Source organism: Rhizobium sp. AG855 (genome assembly GCF_003610655.1).
GTDB lineage: Bacteria > Pseudomonadota > Alphaproteobacteria > Rhizobiales > Rhizobiaceae > Allorhizobium > Allorhizobium wuzhouense.
On sequence record NZ_RAQG01000003.1, the window covers coordinates 454,545 to 470,232 of the forward strand.

Here is a 15,688-nt window from a genome sequence, read left to right on the forward strand (position 1 = left end):
GATCTCCAATCTAATCGTTTTAAAGAGGCCTCCGTCATGGGCGAAAAAACCGCGAAGCTGCTCTCCACCCTGAAGCTCCAGCCGGTCGTTCCGGTGTTGATCATCGAGGATGCCAAGTCGGCCGTGCCGCTGGCGCGCGCCCTGGTGGCTGGCGGTTTGAAGGCGATCGAGATCACGCTGCGCACGGCTGCAGCACTTGAGGCCGTTCGCCTGGTGGCCGAGGAAGTGGAGGGTGCCGTGGTCGGCGCCGGCACCATTCTCAATGCGAGCCATTATGCCGCAGCCGTCGATGCCGGTTCGCAGTTCATCGTCAGCCCCGGTACGACGCAGGAACTGCTCGACGTGGCGCGCCAGTCGGACATTCCGCTGCTGCCGGGTGCGGCGACCGCCTCGGAAGTCATGGCTCTGCGCGAAGAGGGCTACGAGGTGCTGAAGTTCTTCCCCGCCGAACAGGCCGGTGGTGCTGCCTATCTCAAGGCACTGTCGTCGCCGCTCGCCGGCACGCTGTTCTGCCCAACCGGTGGCATCTCGCTGAAGAACGCCATGGATTATCTCTCGCTGCCGAACGTCGTCTGCGTCGGCGGCTCCTGGGTTGCGCCGAAGGAACTGGTCTCGGCCGGTGACTGGGCCGGCATCACCAAGCTCGCCAGCGAGGCGGCCGCCCTCAAGGGCTGAGACTTCGGCGGGAACCTCCGGTCTCCAATTGTATTCAGCGTCCTGGTTCCTATCTAGGGAACGAGACGCTGAACCAGGAGACCACAATGTTCGACGCCAAGAAACTGCTGGACCAATTCCTCGGATCGCAGATGCCGGGAAGCACCGGTTCGATCGGCCAGAAGGGCACTGATCTCATCGGCATGGCCAAGTCCAATCCCTGGAAGACCGGTGCGCTGGCTGCCGTCCTGCTTGGCACCAAGACCGGCCGCTCGCTGGGCGGTGGTGCCTTGAAGCTTGGCGGCCTCGCCGTGATCGCCGGCCTCGGTTACCAGGCCTACAAGAATTACCAGTCCGGCCAGGCACCCGAGCCGAAGCAGGCACTGCCGGAACTGCTTCCGCCGCCATCGGATTCGGCCTTCAGCACGGAACCTGCCGCCGTCAGCAATGATTTCGCGATCGGTCTCCTGCGCGCGATGATCGCGGCTGCCAAGGCGGACGGGCACATCGATGCCGAAGAGCGCAGCCGGATCATGGACAAGATCCACCTGTCCGGTCTCGGCTCCGAGGCGGAAGCCTTTATCGAAGGCGAACTTGCCAAGCCGACGGATATGGACGCGCTGATCGCTTCTGCCGTTACCGAAGAGCAGAAGGTCGAGCTCTACACCGCCTCGCGGCTTGCCATCGAGCCGGACACACGCACCGAACGCGGTTATCTCGACATGCTGGCCGGCCGGCTTGGTCTTGCCGATGCTCTCGTCGAGCATATCGAGGCGACAGTGTCGTCTGCCAAGGTCAGTCTCTAAGCGCTGCGGCATCGGGGCAGGGGGCCGCCTTGCCCCGACGGTTGCCTTTGGCCGGCCGGTGGCCTAAGCCTCAGGCAATCAGTTAGCCGGAGGCCCGCCATGCGCGATCTGTCCACCTTCAAGGGATGTGCCGCTCCCCAGCCCGTTCGGCTGGAGGGGCGTTTTGTCGTTGTCGAACCCTATGACCGCGCAGCGCATCTGGAGGCGCTGTGGGACGGGCTCGGCGGCATGGAGATCAATCCGCTGCTCACCTATTTCACCCAGCCCGATTTCGGCGGTCTTGCCGATTTCGACGCCTGGCTGAGTGCTGTCCAGAAGGGCGGCTGGGTGACGGAAGTGTTTCGCGACAAGGCAACGGGCCAGGTGGTCGGCATGGCCAACTACATGCGGCCGGACCCGGCGAATGGCGTGGTCGAGATCGGTGGCGTGGCGCATGGGCCCGCCATGAGCCGCACGCCGCTTGCGACCGAGGCGCATTACCTGCTGGCGAAACACGTGTTCGAAGATCTTGGCTACCGTCGCTACGAGTGGAAGTGTCACAACGAGAATGCGCCGAGCAAGGCCTCTGCGCTCCGTTACGGCTTCCAGTTCGAAGGCGTCTTCCGCCAGCACATGCTGTCCAAGGGCAAGAACCGCGACACGGCCTGGTTCTCGATGATCGACAGCGAATGGCCTGTGATCGGGGCTGCTTTCGAGGCGTGGCTGGCACCGGAGAACTTTGACGCCGAGGGCAAGCAGAAGCAGAAGCTGGAAGACCTGCGGGCTGGCATCGCCGCGTCCGATCCGGCCGCCAAACAGGCATAAGACAAGGAAAGACGGTTTCGTGGAAAAGAACATCTTCAGCATCATCCTGAATGTCGGCACGGTGCTGGTCGTCGCGGCGCTTGCCTATGGCAGCTATCTCAACACGACGGTCGCCTATTCGGTCGGGATCTGCGTGTTGATCGGTCTCGTTGTCTACGCCTTCCGCTTCCTGCCGGCACCGAAGCGCAGGCCCCGGACGGACGGCAGTGCTGCGGCTGGCGCGCCCAAGTCGCCGGCGGTCTCCGCCGCCGTCATCGTCGTGGTCGTTGTGGGTCTGATGCTGCTCCTGCCGACCATCGTGCTCGGCATTGGCGCCTATTCGCCGGAACTCGGTGCCTTCGTCGGTGCGATCGGGCTGATGGCGATGTTCCTCATCCTGTGGCTCCGCTCGCGCTACCAGCGCAGCCACGAGAACGACTGACCCCAGGGATAACTCAGCCCTGCAGACTTGCCGCAAGCAGCAGGGCGCCGAGCAGGATGACCAGCACGGCGGCGCCGATCTCGATGCCGCTTGCCACCATCCCGGCACGGCGGGAGCCGGGGCCGGACAGCCTGAGCGCCAGCCCCTTGGCGCCGACGGCAAGGGCTGCGAGCGCCGAGACCGTAATCGCCGTTCCGAGCGCCATGGCAAAGACCGAAAGCACGCCGCCGAGCACCAGGCCGTTGAGCAGCGCGAAGGTCATGACCAGAAGCGCGCCAGAGCACGGGCGCAATCCCACCGCAATGACCGCAGACCAGGCATCCCGCAGGCCGAAGGCGCTCATGCGCAGCATGGCAGGGTCGGGCGCGTGGGGGATGCCGCATTCATGGCAGATCGATCCGGGCGCCAGGGCATCATGATCGTGGCTGACGGCATCGGCACGGAAGCGGGAGGCCGCCGCCGGTCGATTCTTCGGCGCGGTGGCCGGCTCGTTGGTGTCGGCAAACAGTGACGCCGTGACACCGGACGGGCTCATTGCCGGCGCTGGACCGTCGAAGAGGGGGGACGCCGCAGTGTTGCGGCGCAGGGCGGGCGCAAACGAGACCCTCAGCTTGCGGACCAGAAGCCAGACGCCGAAGGCGACGATCATGGCGTAACTTGCCGTTTCCAGCGCCTGGGTCGCAACCGTCATGGTGATCGCGGTGCCGCGCAGGACGAAATAGGCAGCGCCGACGACGGCAATCGCGACCACGGCCTGCAGCAGGGCCGAGACGAAGGCGACGAGAATGCCGCGCTTCAGCTCGATCTCATTGGCGAGCATATAGGAGGAGATCACCGCCTTGCCGTGGCCGGGGCCGGCAGCGTGGAAGACCCCATAGGCGAAGGAGAGGCCGACCAGCGTCGCGAGCGCGGAAGGGTCTTCGCGCATGGCCTTCAGCGCCGTGGTGAGCGCCCGGTAGAAGGCCTGCTGGTGGGTGTTGATCCAGACGAGCAGATGGGCGAAGGGGCCGCTTGCCGGCTGGTAGGAGGGTTCGGCGGCGCCGACGCCAAGCGGCGATGCCGCATGTGCGAGGCTCGATGCCAGCAGGAGGACGCCGAGCGTCAGCAGCAGGGGCAGGGCCTTGTTGGCGCGGACCCCGTTCAGCATGTCAGCTCCAGGCGGGTGGCAAAGAGCTTGCCCATGTCGGTGCCGGCCGGATCGTTGAAGAAGGCTTCGGTCAGGTTCGACTGGTTCTGGGCGATCACCTGGTCCGGGTCCGGGCGCACCACCTGATGCTTGCAGGCGGCGAAAGCCTTGCCCTCGACAACGATGTCGGTGTCCTTGGCGAAGTCGATGGCCGTGTAGAGGGTCGGGTCATAGACGCCGAAATTCATCCGGCCGCCGATCTTCAGCGGGGTCTTCGGCTTGGCGATGAAGAAGACGAGGAGCTGATTGTCCTTGTAGTCGACGTTGAAGACATCGGGCTTGGCGACCTCGGACGAGGCGCCGTCCTTGGATATAAAGGTGAAATAGCTGTAGTCGCCGAGCGATTCCCGGATCGTGTGGGCGATCTCCTGGAGTTCCGCGTGGTCGAGCTTCAGGTCGCTGTTCTTGTCGAAGTCCATGAGGACGCTCGAGGAGAAGACGTCGTCGAAGCGCCAGACATTGCGCAGTTCCTTGACCGTGCCGTCATCGGCCGCGACGATCTCCAGCCTTGCTTCAGCAAAGATATGGGGATGCGACCATGCGGGTGTGGCGAGCAACAGGGCAAGGGCCGCCGCTGCATATCCAAGGCATCCGCGCATGTAATTCGACCTTCCCGCGTTCCGTTCAGGGTGCCTTCCGTGCCTCACGATTGGGACGAAAATGGGACCCGTTGTTCCGTCAGGCGGTCAGGCATAGCGCTTGAACCATGCGTGGAGATAGTCGACGAAAGCGCGCACCTTCGCCGGCAGATAGCGCCGATGCGGATAGACGGCATAGATGCCGCGATCCTTCGGGATGAAGTCGTCGAAGAGGGAGATCAGTTCGCCTGAGGCAATATAGGGGCGGGCGATGAAATCCGGGATCATCGCGACCCCGAGACCGGCACGGGCGGCGCGCAGCGTCGCCTGCGGGCTGTTGACCTCGATCGGGCCGCTGACGCTGACCGAGATCGTTGCGCCGTCCTCCGGTTCGACGAAGCGGACGCTGTTGTGCGAGCGCGAGTTGGTGTCGATGAGGAAGGGTAGGCGGGACAGTTCGCTCGGGTGGCTGAGCGGGCCATGGGCGGCGACGAAGGCGGGTGTGGCGCAGGCGTAGATGCGGAAATCGGAAAGCTTGCGGGCGATCATGCCCGAATCGTCGAGCTTGGTGATTCGGATGCCCAGGTCAAAACCTTCCTCGATCAGATCGACGAAACGGTCTTCGGCGACGATTTCGAGCGCCAGTTCCGGATTTTCGCTGGCGAAATCGATCAGCGACTGGCCGATTTCCGCGTCGATGAAGGTGCGCGGCAGGGTGACCTTGAGCTTGCCCTTGAGGTCGGCATTGTTCTCCCGCACGAGGTCGGCGAGGTTGTCGATCTCCTTCAGAATGTCGGCAGCCGTGCGATAATAGGTGTGGCCGGCCTCGGTCATGGAGAATTGCCGGGTGGTGCGGTTGAGCAGCAGCGCGCCCAATTCGTCTTCCAATTCACGGACATACTTCGACAGCAGCGCCTTGGACCGGCCCGTCTTGCGAGCCGCTGCGGAAAAGCCTTCGGCTTCCACCACATCGATGAAGGCACGAATTCGGGTCAGCGTGTCCATGAGGTCATCGGTCTCCTGTTTCTCCGGATTGTGAACATTCGCGCGAGTTCGTTCAACAGATATCGATAAATGCGGGAAAAAACTTCCCCGGCAGGCGAAAAAACCGCTTGATTATGACGATCGCATTTCTTATCTCCTGCTTGCCCAAAGTCGCACGTGCCTGTGGGTGTCCGCCGACCCTCGAACTGGGATTTATCCCTAAGGTGAGGTCATCGGTAAGGTACCTGGAACTAACCCCTCCAGTCGCTATTCCGGCCAACCGGGAAATGCGAGGACATCTTGAAGCAACGACGGTGCGGGCCTTTCTGGTTCTCTGCCGGCTTTCCATCAGCCGGGGTACTGAAGAGGCACACCATCATTGCCGGACGTGCGGTAGGGTCTCCCTCCAATCCATGGCAGACAAAGCGGATTTATGCGCTCAGGCAAGAGTGCGTTCATCCATCGTTTCGCGCGTCGAGCGTTCGTACGGTACCGGTGTCTCCACCGACTGGTTTCGAGCGATGTCTCGCCGTCCTTTGTCCATCCGAAGCTTGGCCGCTTCGGGTATCGCTGGAATTTGGAAGGTTACATCGATGACCACTGCACGCATCCTCGACTTCATCAACACCCGACGTCCCGAAGGTCCCTGCCTCGTGGTCGATCTCGACGTCGTGCGCGGCAACTACCAGGCCTTCCGTCACGCCCTGCCGGACAGCGCGATCTACTACGCCGTCAAGGCAAATCCGGCTCCGGAAATCCTGTCGCTGCTCGCTTCCATGGGCTCGAACTTCGACTGCGCTTCGGTCGCGGAAATCCAGATGGCGCTCGATGCCGGTGCTGACGCTTCGCGCGTCTCGTTCGGCAACACCATCAAGAAGGAGCGCGACATTGCCCGCGCCTTCGCGCTCGGTGTGAACCTCTATGCCGTCGACAGCCACGAGGAAGTCGAAAAGATCGCGCGTGCCGCTCCCGGTTCCCGCGTGTTCTGCCGCGTGCTGACCGATGGCGAAGGTGCTGAATGGCCGCTGTCGCGCAAGTTCGGCTGCGTGCCGCAGATGGCCGTCGACGTTCTCGTCTACGCTCACCAGCTCGGCCTCGATTCGTTCGGCGTGTCGTTCCATGTCGGTTCGCAGATGACCAAGGTCGATGCCTGGGATTCGGCTCTTGCCGATGCCAAGCGCGTGTTCTCGTCGCTGGCCAAGCAGGGTATCCACCTGCAGATGGTCAACATGGGCGGCGGTTTCCCGACCAAGTACCTGCGCGACATCCCGTCGGCGGAAGCCTATGGCCGTGCGATCAACGGTGCGCTGAAGAAGCACTTCGGCAACCACATCCCGCAGACCATCATCGAGCCGGGCCGCGGCATGGTCGGCAATGCCGGTGTGATCAAGGCGGAAGTCGTGTTGATCTCGAAGAAGTCTGACAATGACGAGCACCGCTGGGTGTTCCTCGACATCGGCAAGTTCGGCGGTCTCGCCGAAACCATGGACGAAGCGATCCGTTACCCGATCCGCACCGCCCGTGACGCCGACGCGATGGAGCCCTGCGTGCTGGCCGGTCCGACCTGCGATTCGGCCGACGTCCTGTACGAGAAGAACATGTACCCGCTGCCGATCTCGCTTTCGATCGGCGACGAGGTTCTGATCGAGGGGACCGGCGCCTACACCACCACCTATTCGGCGGTGGCGTTCAACGGCTTCGAACCGCTGAAGTCCTACGTCATCTGACGTCTCCCGCGCCGGCCAACCGGCGCGGACCTTCACAATCATCATCATCGCTTGGGATGGGAGGCCAGAATGGCCGCTGTTCTGACCAGCATGCGCGCGCTTTTCGCGCCGGCGCCTGCATTTGTCATCGATACTGAAACGCCGGCCGACGTCGTTGCGCGCGAAGCGCTGCTCGACCGCGCCATGGGTGCGGATCGCCGCAAGAAGTCGTCCGAGAAGATCCGCCGCAACCGGATCCCGGCCGAAGGGCTTGCACTTGTCGCGCGCGACCGCGACGGCCACGTCATCGGTACGGTTCGGCTCTGGAACATCGAAGCCGGCGTCAGCCGCGAGGGCAAGGCCATCGACGCTTTGCTGCTCGGGCCGCTTGCCGTCGATTCCGCCCATGAGGGCAAGGGTGTCGGGGCAGCCCTGATGCGGGCTGCCTTGATGGAAGCGAAGAAGCGTGGCCATGGCGCCGTGCTGCTGGTCGGCGACGCGCCCTATTACGAGCGCTTCGGCTTCTTTGCCGAAAAGACGCAGCATCTCGTGATGCCTGGTCCCTTTGCCCGCGACCGCTTCCTGGCGCTCGAACTCGTGCCCGGCTGGCTGGAAGGGGCGGCCGGCATGGTGGTCGCCTCCGGCCGCAAGCTGTCGCAACCGTCGGCATTCCGCCGGGCTGCCTGAGCGCCGAGACATTTCCCGAACCTCCAGTGAGGGGCCGCGCGCCACCACGCGGTCCCTCAAATGCGTGCAGAGATTGGACTTTTGCCTCTCCCATACCCTTTTTAAAATCGCCTCGACCGAACAAGCGGGTTCTGGTGATGAGGGAGAGTGGGAATGTTGAAAGTCTTGTCGAGCGGAGTGGCCCTGGCGCTTCTGCTCACCGTTGCAGCACGGGCCGCCGACGCGGTTCAAGCCTCGCCGGCGCCGCCGCCGGAGGCGGCAGGCGTGCCATCCTTTTCCTGGGCTGGGGGGTATGTCGGGCTCCATGCCGGTTACGGCTGGGGCGAGGGCGATGCGGCGGCCGGCGGCGCAACCGGCACCATCGATTTCGACGGTGGCCGGTTCGGCGGTTTTGCCGGCTATAACTTCGACCTCGGCTCCTCGCTGATTGCCGGTATCGAAGGGGACCTCGGCTATGACTGGAACGAGCGCGAGGATGGAACCGAGACCTTCGGAACCACGATCCAGGGGGCTATTCGCGGCCGCATCGGTTATGCCGTCGATCGCGCCCTCATCTATGCGGCCGGCGGATGGGCCGCCGCACAGTTCAGTTTCGAGGATACCGGCGTGTCCATCGAGGAGACGATGAACGGCTGGACCGTCGGCGCCGGCATCGACTACGCGGTGACGGATCGCCTCTTTGCACGGGCGGAATATCGTTACAACGATTACGGCAGTGCCGATATCGGGCCGGTCAATATCGATTTCACCCAACATGTCGTGCAGGCCGGGATCGGCCTGAAATTCTGATCGATCCACCGCAGCGAGTCGGGCCCGGCCTCCGTCCATGACGGGGCCGGGCTTCTGTTTGCTGTGCGGGCGCGCACTCCGTCGCCTGAAGTCCGTGCGCCGTTTTCCCAATCGTCAATCCTGGCCGTGGTTTTTCAGTCACACTCTGCCCGCGCGGACATTTCTCCGTTCGATATTGCTAACCTATTGATCTGGCTCAATCCGAATGGGGTGGTCCAGCCTTTACCTGCGGGTGGCTTTGCCAAAACAGATGTTCAAGGAGAGAGACCCATGACTGCCGCCCGGACCCTGCGCGATCGCGCGCTTGCCACCACCACCCTGTTGATGCTCGTCGCTCCGGCGGCCATGGCTGCGGATCTCGCGCCCGCGCAGGACCCGGTGCCCCAGGCGACGGCCGATGCGATCCAGGCGTTGAGCCCCTGGCAGGTTCGCGTGCGCGGCCTCGGCGTCATCACCAATGATTCCGGTTCGGTCGACCAGATCGGCGGTTCGGATCTGTCCTACAGCAACACCGTCATTCCCGAACTCGATATCAGCTACTACCTGACCGACAATATCGCCGCCGAGCTGATCCTCGGAACGACCTATGCGAATGTCTATGGCGAGGGCACCATCGGCGGGCTCGGCAAGATCGGCAAGACCTGGGTGCTGCCGCCAACCCTGACGCTGCAGTATCACTTCACCGATTTTGGTGCCTTCAAGCCCTATGTCGGTGCCGGCGTGAACTACACGATGTTCTACAAGCAGTCCGGCGACACGGCGAGCGCGCTCGACGTGAAGGACAGCTTCGGTGCCGCGCTGCAGATTGGTGCGGACTACATGATCAACGACCACTGGGGCGTGAACTTCGACGTCAAGAAGCTGTTCCTGCGCCCCGACTTCGAGACCACCATCGGCGGCACGACCTATACCGGCAAGGCCAAGCTCGATCCGTGGCTGGTCGGTGCCGGCGTGACCTACCGGTTCTGACATTGCATTTCTTGCGCAGTTGCGAGGGGCGATCACAGCGGTGATCGCCCTTTTTTCTTGCGCGAAATCGTGGCCATTTCGCCACGCCTCACAGTCTTGTGTGCGTCACGAACATTTTTCGGTCCAAGTTGGGAACCATCTAACGCTTGGGGACTTTTGCGGCTGGGTCCGGCGAGTCCATCGCGCGGGCGGGAACTCACGCACCAGCAGGGTTTGTTTTGTTGTGTTGTATAATTAATACACAAACAATCTCCGGATGGTGATATAAGCGACCTTGTAAACAGGAGTGACTCATATGTTCAAAACCTTCCTTCTCGGATCTGCCGCAGCTGTGGCAATTTCGACCTCGGCCTTCGCAGCGGATGCAATCTACGAAGCTCCCGCAGAGCCGCCGGTTGCTGTTGAAGCTGCACCGCAGTTTTCGTGGGCTGGTGGCTATGCCGGTATTCTGACCGGCTACGGCTGGGGCGACGGCGAACTCAGCGGTGTCGCTGGCACCGAAAGCTTTGACGGCGCACGCTTCGGCGGCTTCGCCGGCTACAACTGGGACCTCGGCAACCAGCTCGTTGTTGGTGTTGAAGGCGACCTGAACTACGACTGGAACGAAGAAACCGTCTTCGCAACTGACGTCAAGAGCGGCCTGAACTGGTCGGCTCGTGCTCGCGTCGGTTACGCAATGGACCGCGCCCTGCTGTTCGCAGCTGGTGGTTACACCGGCACGAACATCAAGTCTGACGGCCCTGGCGGTAGCTTCGACGACACGCTGCATGGCTGGACCATCGGCGGTGGCGTTGACTACGCTCTCACCGACCGCGTGTTCACCCGCCTCGAATATCGTTACAACGACTTCGGCAGCGGCAACCTCGGCGGCACGGATGTCAAGTTCGACCAGCACGTCGTGAACGTCGGCCTCGCCGTCAAGTTCTGATCGACCTGATCATGTGAAACGCCCGGCCTTCCTTGCGGATGGCCGGGCGTTTTGCGTTTTTCCTGTCTTCCGAGCGATCAGGCGGCGGAGGATGCGTCGTGGAGACGCGCCTGTGACGTCATGCCTTCGCGGGAGACGCTGCGGCGGTTGAGCTGGAACCGGTTGACCAGCGATGTGAGTTGCACCGCCCCTTCCGCCAGCGTGTGGCTGATTGCCGTCGTCTCTTCGACCATGGCGGCGTTCTGCTGCGTCATCTGGTCGAGGCTGTTGATCGCGGTGCTGATTTCCTGCAGTCCGACTGCCTGTTCGCGCGCGGCGATGGCGATTGCGTCGACATTCGTGTCGATACGGCTGACATAGTCGCCGATCTGCGTCAGGGCCGTGCCGGTCTCGCCGACCAGCTGCACGCCGGACGATACCTCGACACTCGATTTCTGGATCAATCCCTTGATGTCGCGCGCGGCATTGGCCGAGCGCTGCGCCAGCTCCCGGACTTCCTGTGCCACGACGGCAAAACCCTTGCCGGCATCGCCGGCACGCGCTGCCTCGACGCCCGCGTTGAGCGCGAGCAGGTTGGTCTGGAAGGCGATCTCGTCGATGACGCCGATAATCTGGCCGATCTCGGAGGAGGCGGTCTCGATGCGCTGCATGGCCGACACGGCCGAACTGACCACCGCACCGGAGGCTTCGGCACAGTTCTTCGCCTCGCGGACCAGTTCGCGGGTGTCATGCGTGCGTTCGGCCGAGGAGCGGACGGTCTTCGTCACCTGTTCGAGCGCTGCCGAGGTCTGCTCGAGGGCTGCGGCCTGCTGTTCGGTGCGGGTGGCGAGATTGCCGGATGCGTCACGCATTTCCTGGCTGTTTTCGAGCAGCCGGCGTGTTTCCTCCAGGACCTTCTCGAGGGTGGTCTGGAAGGTGGCGATCGAATGGTTGAAGTCCTGGCGCAGCGGTTCGAACCTTGCGTCGAAGGCTTCGTCCAGAGTGATGCGGATGTTGCATTCGGCCAGACGATGGAGGCCGGCACCCAGTGCCTCGATGACGAACCTGAGCGCTTCCGCCTCGATCATGCGATCCTGATCGCGCGCCGCGCGCTGGCGATCGACCTCGGAACGGGCGGATTCGGTCTCGGCCTGCAGGTGCTGATTTTCCAGGCCCGCCTGGCGGAAGACTTCGACGGCGGTCGCGATATGGCCGATCTCGTCCTTGCGTCGCGCATGCGGCACGGCCGTCTGGAGGTCGCCACCCGCCATACGCGTCATGTAGTCGGTGATTTCACCAAGCGGCTTCAGAGCACGGCGATGGATGAAAAAGACCGTGCCGAGGGCCGTGCTGATCAGGAGAATGCCGAGCATCAACTGCAGCGATTCCCGGCTCGCCGATTCCTCCGCGGCGAATTTTTCGCGACCGACCAGATATTCCGTTGCCATGGCCACGAGTTCGTTCACCGAGACTTCGTGATCGTGGAACTCGGTTTTCAACTTGAGCAGGGCCGGCCTGATAGCGCTTTCATCGCCGGCCTGCAAAGCGGGCAGGTAGTCGTTGCGCAGCGTGCTCCAGTAGACATCGCCCTTGGTCAGCACCTTGTTGTAGAGCTGATCGCGCAGATTGTCGGGCAGCGTCGAGCTCTTCCAGTATTCCCGGCGCTCGTCATAGGCTTTCTGCAGGGCGTCGAAGCGCGGAACGTTGACGCCGGCGGTGTCCGGATGCAGCACGGTTTCGTTGGCGAGGGCGTAGGATTCGATCAGATAAAGCGGCGGCGGCAGGATGTCTGCGATCAGATCCTTGCCATCGACGATCTGTTTGTAGATCGGGCCGTTGACCTTCAGCGTCTGCAAGGTCTGGGCTCCAATCCCCGCGACCGCGACGATGCCGGCCGCGAGGGCAAGGCCCGCTGCCGTGACGACGATTTTGAGATTGAGATTCATGGGCGGTCCATTGGCGAGGCCGACAAGGCCAGCCGGCACGCACGCGTCTGCGCGCCGAAGGCGAGGCCTGCCGTCGTTGATCTGGTTCAAACGCAAAGTAAAAGGAATAATTCCCACTGCTGGCGAAACACGGCTTTATGTCTCTTGTTCGCCTCCCTGAAATTAGGGATGCAATTACTACCGCACAGTTAAGGTAAGTGATCGATAAACGCCAATATGCGAATTTTAGCCAATTTTGCTACCCTTGGCTAAAAAGCACCGAAAATACACGCAATTTCAAGCCGTGGCAGGGGTTTGCGGCGCAATCAGCCGGCGATGTCGATGACGCCGCAGTCGCCCGCTTCCGAACCGAAAGCCAGCAGTTTTCCGCTCGAACTCCAGGCCATGGCCGTGACGGCACCCTTGCCGGGACGGCGGAGCAGGGCTTCCTTGCCATCGGCGATGCGGACCGCGAGGATCATGCCATCGATGAAGCCGATTGCGAGAACCTCTTCGGCGGGATGGAAGGAGACGCAGGTGACCATGATGTTGGCGCGTGTGCCGAGTTCCAGCGGTGCCTTGCCCATCGGGCCGTCCTTGCCGGCAAAGGGCCAGACAATGGCGGCGGGCGCGCCTGACGAGGCGAGCCACTTGCCCTTGGGCGACCAGGAGAGGGATTTCACCTTGGCCGGATAGCCGGTCATGCGCATGTGGCGGGTGTCCGAGCCCTTGCCGTCCAGCTTCCAGCCGTGCAGCGCCGATTCCTGCATCATGGTGACGACGAAACGGCCATCGGGCGAGAAGGTGACGCCGGTATGGGCGCCTTTCCATTCGAGATCGACGGGGGCACCTGCGGTGCCCACCCAATGCAGGGTGACGCCGTTGTAGCGGGCGACTGCGATGCGCAGGCCCTTGGGTGCAAAATCGATGGCTTCGACGGTGCGCTCTTCCGTGAATTCCCTGGTCGTGCCATCGGCGAGACGCACAAAGGCCGACTTGCCGACAGCATAGGCGACCGCGCCCTGCGGGCCGGGGGCCACGACCGAAATCCATTTGCGTGGAACATGGGCCAGTTCCGTGACTGTCCCGTCATGCGCGATGCGCAGCACGCGGCCGTCTTCGCCGCCCGTCAGCAGAGTCTGGCTTGCTGCATCCTTGACGCAGGTCAGCAGGCCGGCATTGGCCTCGGTCACCTTCTCGCCGCCGTCCAACCGGTGAATGGCACCGCTCGCGGCGGCGAAGACCGGGATGTCACCGAGAAAGTGGGTCGAGACAACGTGGCCTTCGATATCGAGCGGTGCGACAGTGGGCATACGGACAGGCTTTCTTTCAGGCAGAGTTCAAGCGGTGAGGGGCGCAGAGCACGCCCCGCTCAGACGGTTCAGGCTGTGGCTTCACAGGCCTTGAAGCTCGCTTCAAGCTTTTCGCGGTCGAGTTCGCGGCCGATGAAGACCAGGCGGCTTTCGCGCTTCTCGCCATCCTTCCACGGGCGCTGGTGATCGCCCTCGACGATCATGTGCACGCCCTGCACGACATACCGTTCCTCGTCGCCCTTGAAGGCGATGATGCCCTTGAGGCGCAGGATGTTCGGCCCTTGGGTCTGGGTCACCTTCTGGATCCAGGGGAAGAAGCGGTCCGGGTTCATCTCGCCGCCGCGCAGCGAGACCGAGGTCACCGTCACATCGTGGATCGCCGAAGGGGCGTGGTCATGGTGATGGTGGCCATGATCGTGATGATGGTCGTGCCCGTGATCATGGTCATGATGGTGGTCATGGCCGTGGTGGTGGTGATCATGGTCGCAATCCGGGCCGCAGACATGGTCCGGGTCGTCATGGTCGAGGAAGTGCGGATCATTTTCCAGCGCGCGCTCGAGATTGAACGCGCCCTGGTTCAGCACCTTGGCGAGGTCGACGCCCGAGCGGGTGGTCGAATAGATGCGGGCCGACGGGTTGATGGCGCGGACGATGTGCTCGATCTGATGCAGTTCGTCATGGCTGACGAGGTCCGTCTTGTTGATCACGACGACATCGGCGAAGGCGATCTGGTCTTCGGCTTCGCGGCTGTCCTTCAGGCGGAGCGGCAGGTGCTTGGCGTCGACCAAAGCGACGACGGCGTCGAGCTCGGTCTTGGCGCGGACATCGTCGTCCATGAAGAAGGTCTGGGCGACGGGAACCGGATCGGCAAGGCCCGTGGTCTCGACGATGATGCCGTCGAAGCGGCCGGGACGGCGCATCAGGCCTTCGACGACCCGGATCAGGTCGCCGCGCACCGTGCAGCAGACGCAGCCATTGTTCATTTCGTAGATTTCTTCATCCGACTCGACGATGAGGTCGTTGTCGATGCCGATCTCACCGAATTCGTTGACGATGACGGCGTATTTCTTGCCGTGGCTCTCGGAGAGAATGCGATTGAGCAGCGTCGTCTTGCCGGCGCCGAGATAGCCTGTGAGCACGGTGACGGGTGTCGGTTTCGCGGATGCTTCGGTCATGAAAGCCTCTGATGTCAGGGGGCGCCGGGCGATGCGGCTGTAATGATGTTACCCCCATATAGGCGTTCCATTGCAGCAGTTCAAAGGCTTTCGTTCTGACGGGGGACGTCGAGTGCCGAGCGCACATCCGCGCGGGCGAAGTCGTCACCGACATAAAGGAGCGGGCAGTCGAACTCTTGCGCCGTGGCATAGGAGAAGCAGTCGCCGAAGTTGAGCGCGGCAGGGTGAAAGCCTTTGCCGAAGCGCTGGTTGGCTGCGGCGGCGTGTTCTGCGCGTGCCTGCGTGAGATCGACAATCTCGAAATTGAGGGAAGCAATCAATTGCGACAATTGGTCAGAGCACTTCTTCTGAAGGGCGACGATTTTGAGTTCTAGCAGCGTGCCGGCTGACAACAGCAGGCGCCTATTCGGGATTGCCAGAACTGTCGCACAGGCACGGCCAGTCGGTTCATTTTTGATGATGGCAATCAGGGCAGACGTGTCGAGCGCGATCACACCGGAAGACCGTTTTCGTCATACAGAAAGTCGTGGCTTCTGTCGGCTAGCGGCTCACCTGGAACCGGTGGAGGGGCCTTGGCCATGATTTCTTTGATGATTGCCCGTCGTTCCTCAAGGGTGAGTTCGGGACGGTGGTCGGTCGCTTCGACCGCCCGCAACACGGCCGCATCCTGCCCATTGCGGGTGATGATGACGGGCTCTCCGCGTTCGGCTCGCTCCAAGAGCTCCTCGAACTGGTCGCCTGCTTGTTCCATGGAAACACGCATGCTTCTTCCTCGCGATCTCTC

17 protein-coding genes are annotated in these 15,688 nt (G+C 62.7%); 9 read left to right on the top strand and 8 right to left on the bottom strand.

Going from position 1 to position 15,688, the window contains the following annotated elements; translation table 11 throughout:
* The first annotated feature begins 36 nt into the window (after positions 1-36).
* The 4 genes from DFO46_RS02175 to DFO46_RS24085 all read left to right on the top strand — a co-directional run bounded on the left by DFO46_RS02175 (position 37) and on the right by DFO46_RS24085 (position 2,685).
* Positions 37-675 (top strand): 2-dehydro-3-deoxy-phosphogluconate aldolase, encoded by a 639-nt coding sequence (locus DFO46_RS02175; protein WP_110791540.1) that lies wholly within the window; start codon positions 37-39, stop codon positions 673-675.
* 86 nt (positions 676-761) lie between these two features.
* Entirely contained in the window at positions 762-1,460 is a 699-nt protein-coding gene (locus tag DFO46_RS02180) for a tellurite resistance TerB family protein (protein WP_120276181.1), read from the top strand.
* A 99-nt stretch (positions 1,461-1,559) separates the two neighbouring features.
* Complete coding sequence (locus DFO46_RS02185) at positions 1,560-2,264, top strand: GNAT family protein (protein ID WP_120276182.1); 705 nt, start codon at positions 1,560-1,562, stop codon at positions 2,262-2,264.
* Positions 2,265-2,283: 19 nt separating this feature from the next.
* Positions 2,284-2,685: a hypothetical protein gene (locus tag DFO46_RS24085; protein ID WP_245422497.1), complete on the top strand. Its 402-nt coding sequence runs from the start codon at positions 2,284-2,286 to the stop codon at positions 2,683-2,685.
* Positions 2,686-2,698: 13 nt separating this feature from the next.
* Here the strand turns inward: DFO46_RS24085 and DFO46_RS02195 are convergent, their stop codons facing one another.
* The 3 genes from DFO46_RS02195 to DFO46_RS02205 all read right to left on the bottom strand — a co-directional run bounded on the left by DFO46_RS02195 (position 2,699) and on the right by DFO46_RS02205 (position 5,454).
* Positions 2,699-3,832 carry a nickel/cobalt transporter gene (locus DFO46_RS02195; protein ID WP_120276183.1) on the bottom strand — a complete coding sequence of 378 codons (1,134 nt, stop codon included), beginning with the start codon at positions 3,830-3,832 and terminating at the stop codon, positions 2,699-2,701.
* Entirely contained in the window at positions 3,826-4,470 is a 645-nt protein-coding gene (locus DFO46_RS02200) for a DUF1007 family protein (protein ID WP_120276184.1), read from the bottom strand. The genes DFO46_RS02195 and DFO46_RS02200 overlap by 7 nt, the downstream gene beginning before the upstream one ends.
* 87 nt (positions 4,471-4,557) lie before the next feature.
* Positions 4,558-5,454, bottom strand: a complete 897-nt coding sequence (locus DFO46_RS02205; protein WP_110791548.1) for a LysR family transcriptional regulator — start codon at positions 5,452-5,454, stop codon at positions 4,558-4,560.
* A gap of 572 nt (positions 5,455-6,026) precedes the next feature.
* Between DFO46_RS02205 and odc2 the strand changes: the two genes are divergently transcribed.
* From odc2 to DFO46_RS02230, 5 genes are all read left to right on the top strand, one after another.
* Positions 6,027-7,160, top strand: coding sequence for an ornithine/lysine decarboxylase (gene odc2 / locus DFO46_RS02210; protein WP_110791550.1), 1,134 nt, complete (start codon positions 6,027-6,029; stop codon positions 7,158-7,160).
* Positions 7,161-7,229: 69 nt separating this feature from the next.
* Positions 7,230-7,826: an N-acetyltransferase gene (locus DFO46_RS02215; protein WP_110791552.1), complete on the top strand. Its 597-nt coding sequence runs from the start codon at positions 7,230-7,232 to the stop codon at positions 7,824-7,826.
* Positions 7,827-7,979: 153 nt separating this feature from the next.
* Positions 7,980-8,615, top strand: coding sequence for an outer membrane beta-barrel protein (locus tag DFO46_RS02220; protein ID WP_120276185.1), 636 nt, complete (start codon positions 7,980-7,982; stop codon positions 8,613-8,615).
* 270 nt (positions 8,616-8,885) lie between these two features.
* A complete protein-coding gene (locus DFO46_RS02225) occupies positions 8,886-9,584 on the top strand; it encodes an OmpW family protein (RefSeq protein ID WP_120276186.1) in 699 nt (232 codons plus the stop codon).
* Between the two features lie 295 nt (positions 9,585-9,879).
* Positions 9,880-10,512: an outer membrane protein gene (locus tag DFO46_RS02230; protein ID WP_120276187.1), complete on the top strand. Its 633-nt coding sequence runs from the start codon at positions 9,880-9,882 to the stop codon at positions 10,510-10,512.
* A gap of 77 nt (positions 10,513-10,589) precedes the next feature.
* Here DFO46_RS02230 and DFO46_RS02235 read toward each other — a convergent pair whose 3' ends face one another.
* From DFO46_RS02235 to DFO46_RS02255, 5 genes are all read right to left on the bottom strand, one after another.
* Positions 10,590-12,437, bottom strand: coding sequence for a methyl-accepting chemotaxis protein (locus tag DFO46_RS02235; protein WP_120278109.1), 1,848 nt, complete (start codon positions 12,435-12,437; stop codon positions 10,590-10,592).
* 305 nt (positions 12,438-12,742) lie between these two features.
* Positions 12,743-13,729 (bottom strand): WD40 repeat domain-containing protein, encoded by a 987-nt coding sequence (locus DFO46_RS02240; RefSeq protein WP_110791559.1) that lies wholly within the window; start codon positions 13,727-13,729, stop codon positions 12,743-12,745.
* A gap of 68 nt (positions 13,730-13,797) precedes the next feature.
* Entirely contained in the window at positions 13,798-14,904 is a 1,107-nt protein-coding gene (locus DFO46_RS02245) for a GTP-binding protein (RefSeq protein ID WP_120276188.1), read from the bottom strand.
* Between the two features lie 80 nt (positions 14,905-14,984).
* Entirely contained in the window at positions 14,985-15,398 is a 414-nt protein-coding gene (locus DFO46_RS02250) for a type II toxin-antitoxin system VapC family toxin (protein WP_120276189.1), read from the bottom strand.
* On the bottom strand, positions 15,395-15,667 hold the full coding sequence (locus DFO46_RS02255; RefSeq protein WP_120276190.1) for a type II toxin-antitoxin system prevent-host-death family antitoxin: 273 nt from the start codon (positions 15,665-15,667) through the stop codon (positions 15,395-15,397). The genes DFO46_RS02250 and DFO46_RS02255 overlap by 4 nt, the downstream gene beginning before the upstream one ends.
* Positions 15,668-15,688: the final 21 nt, after the last annotated feature.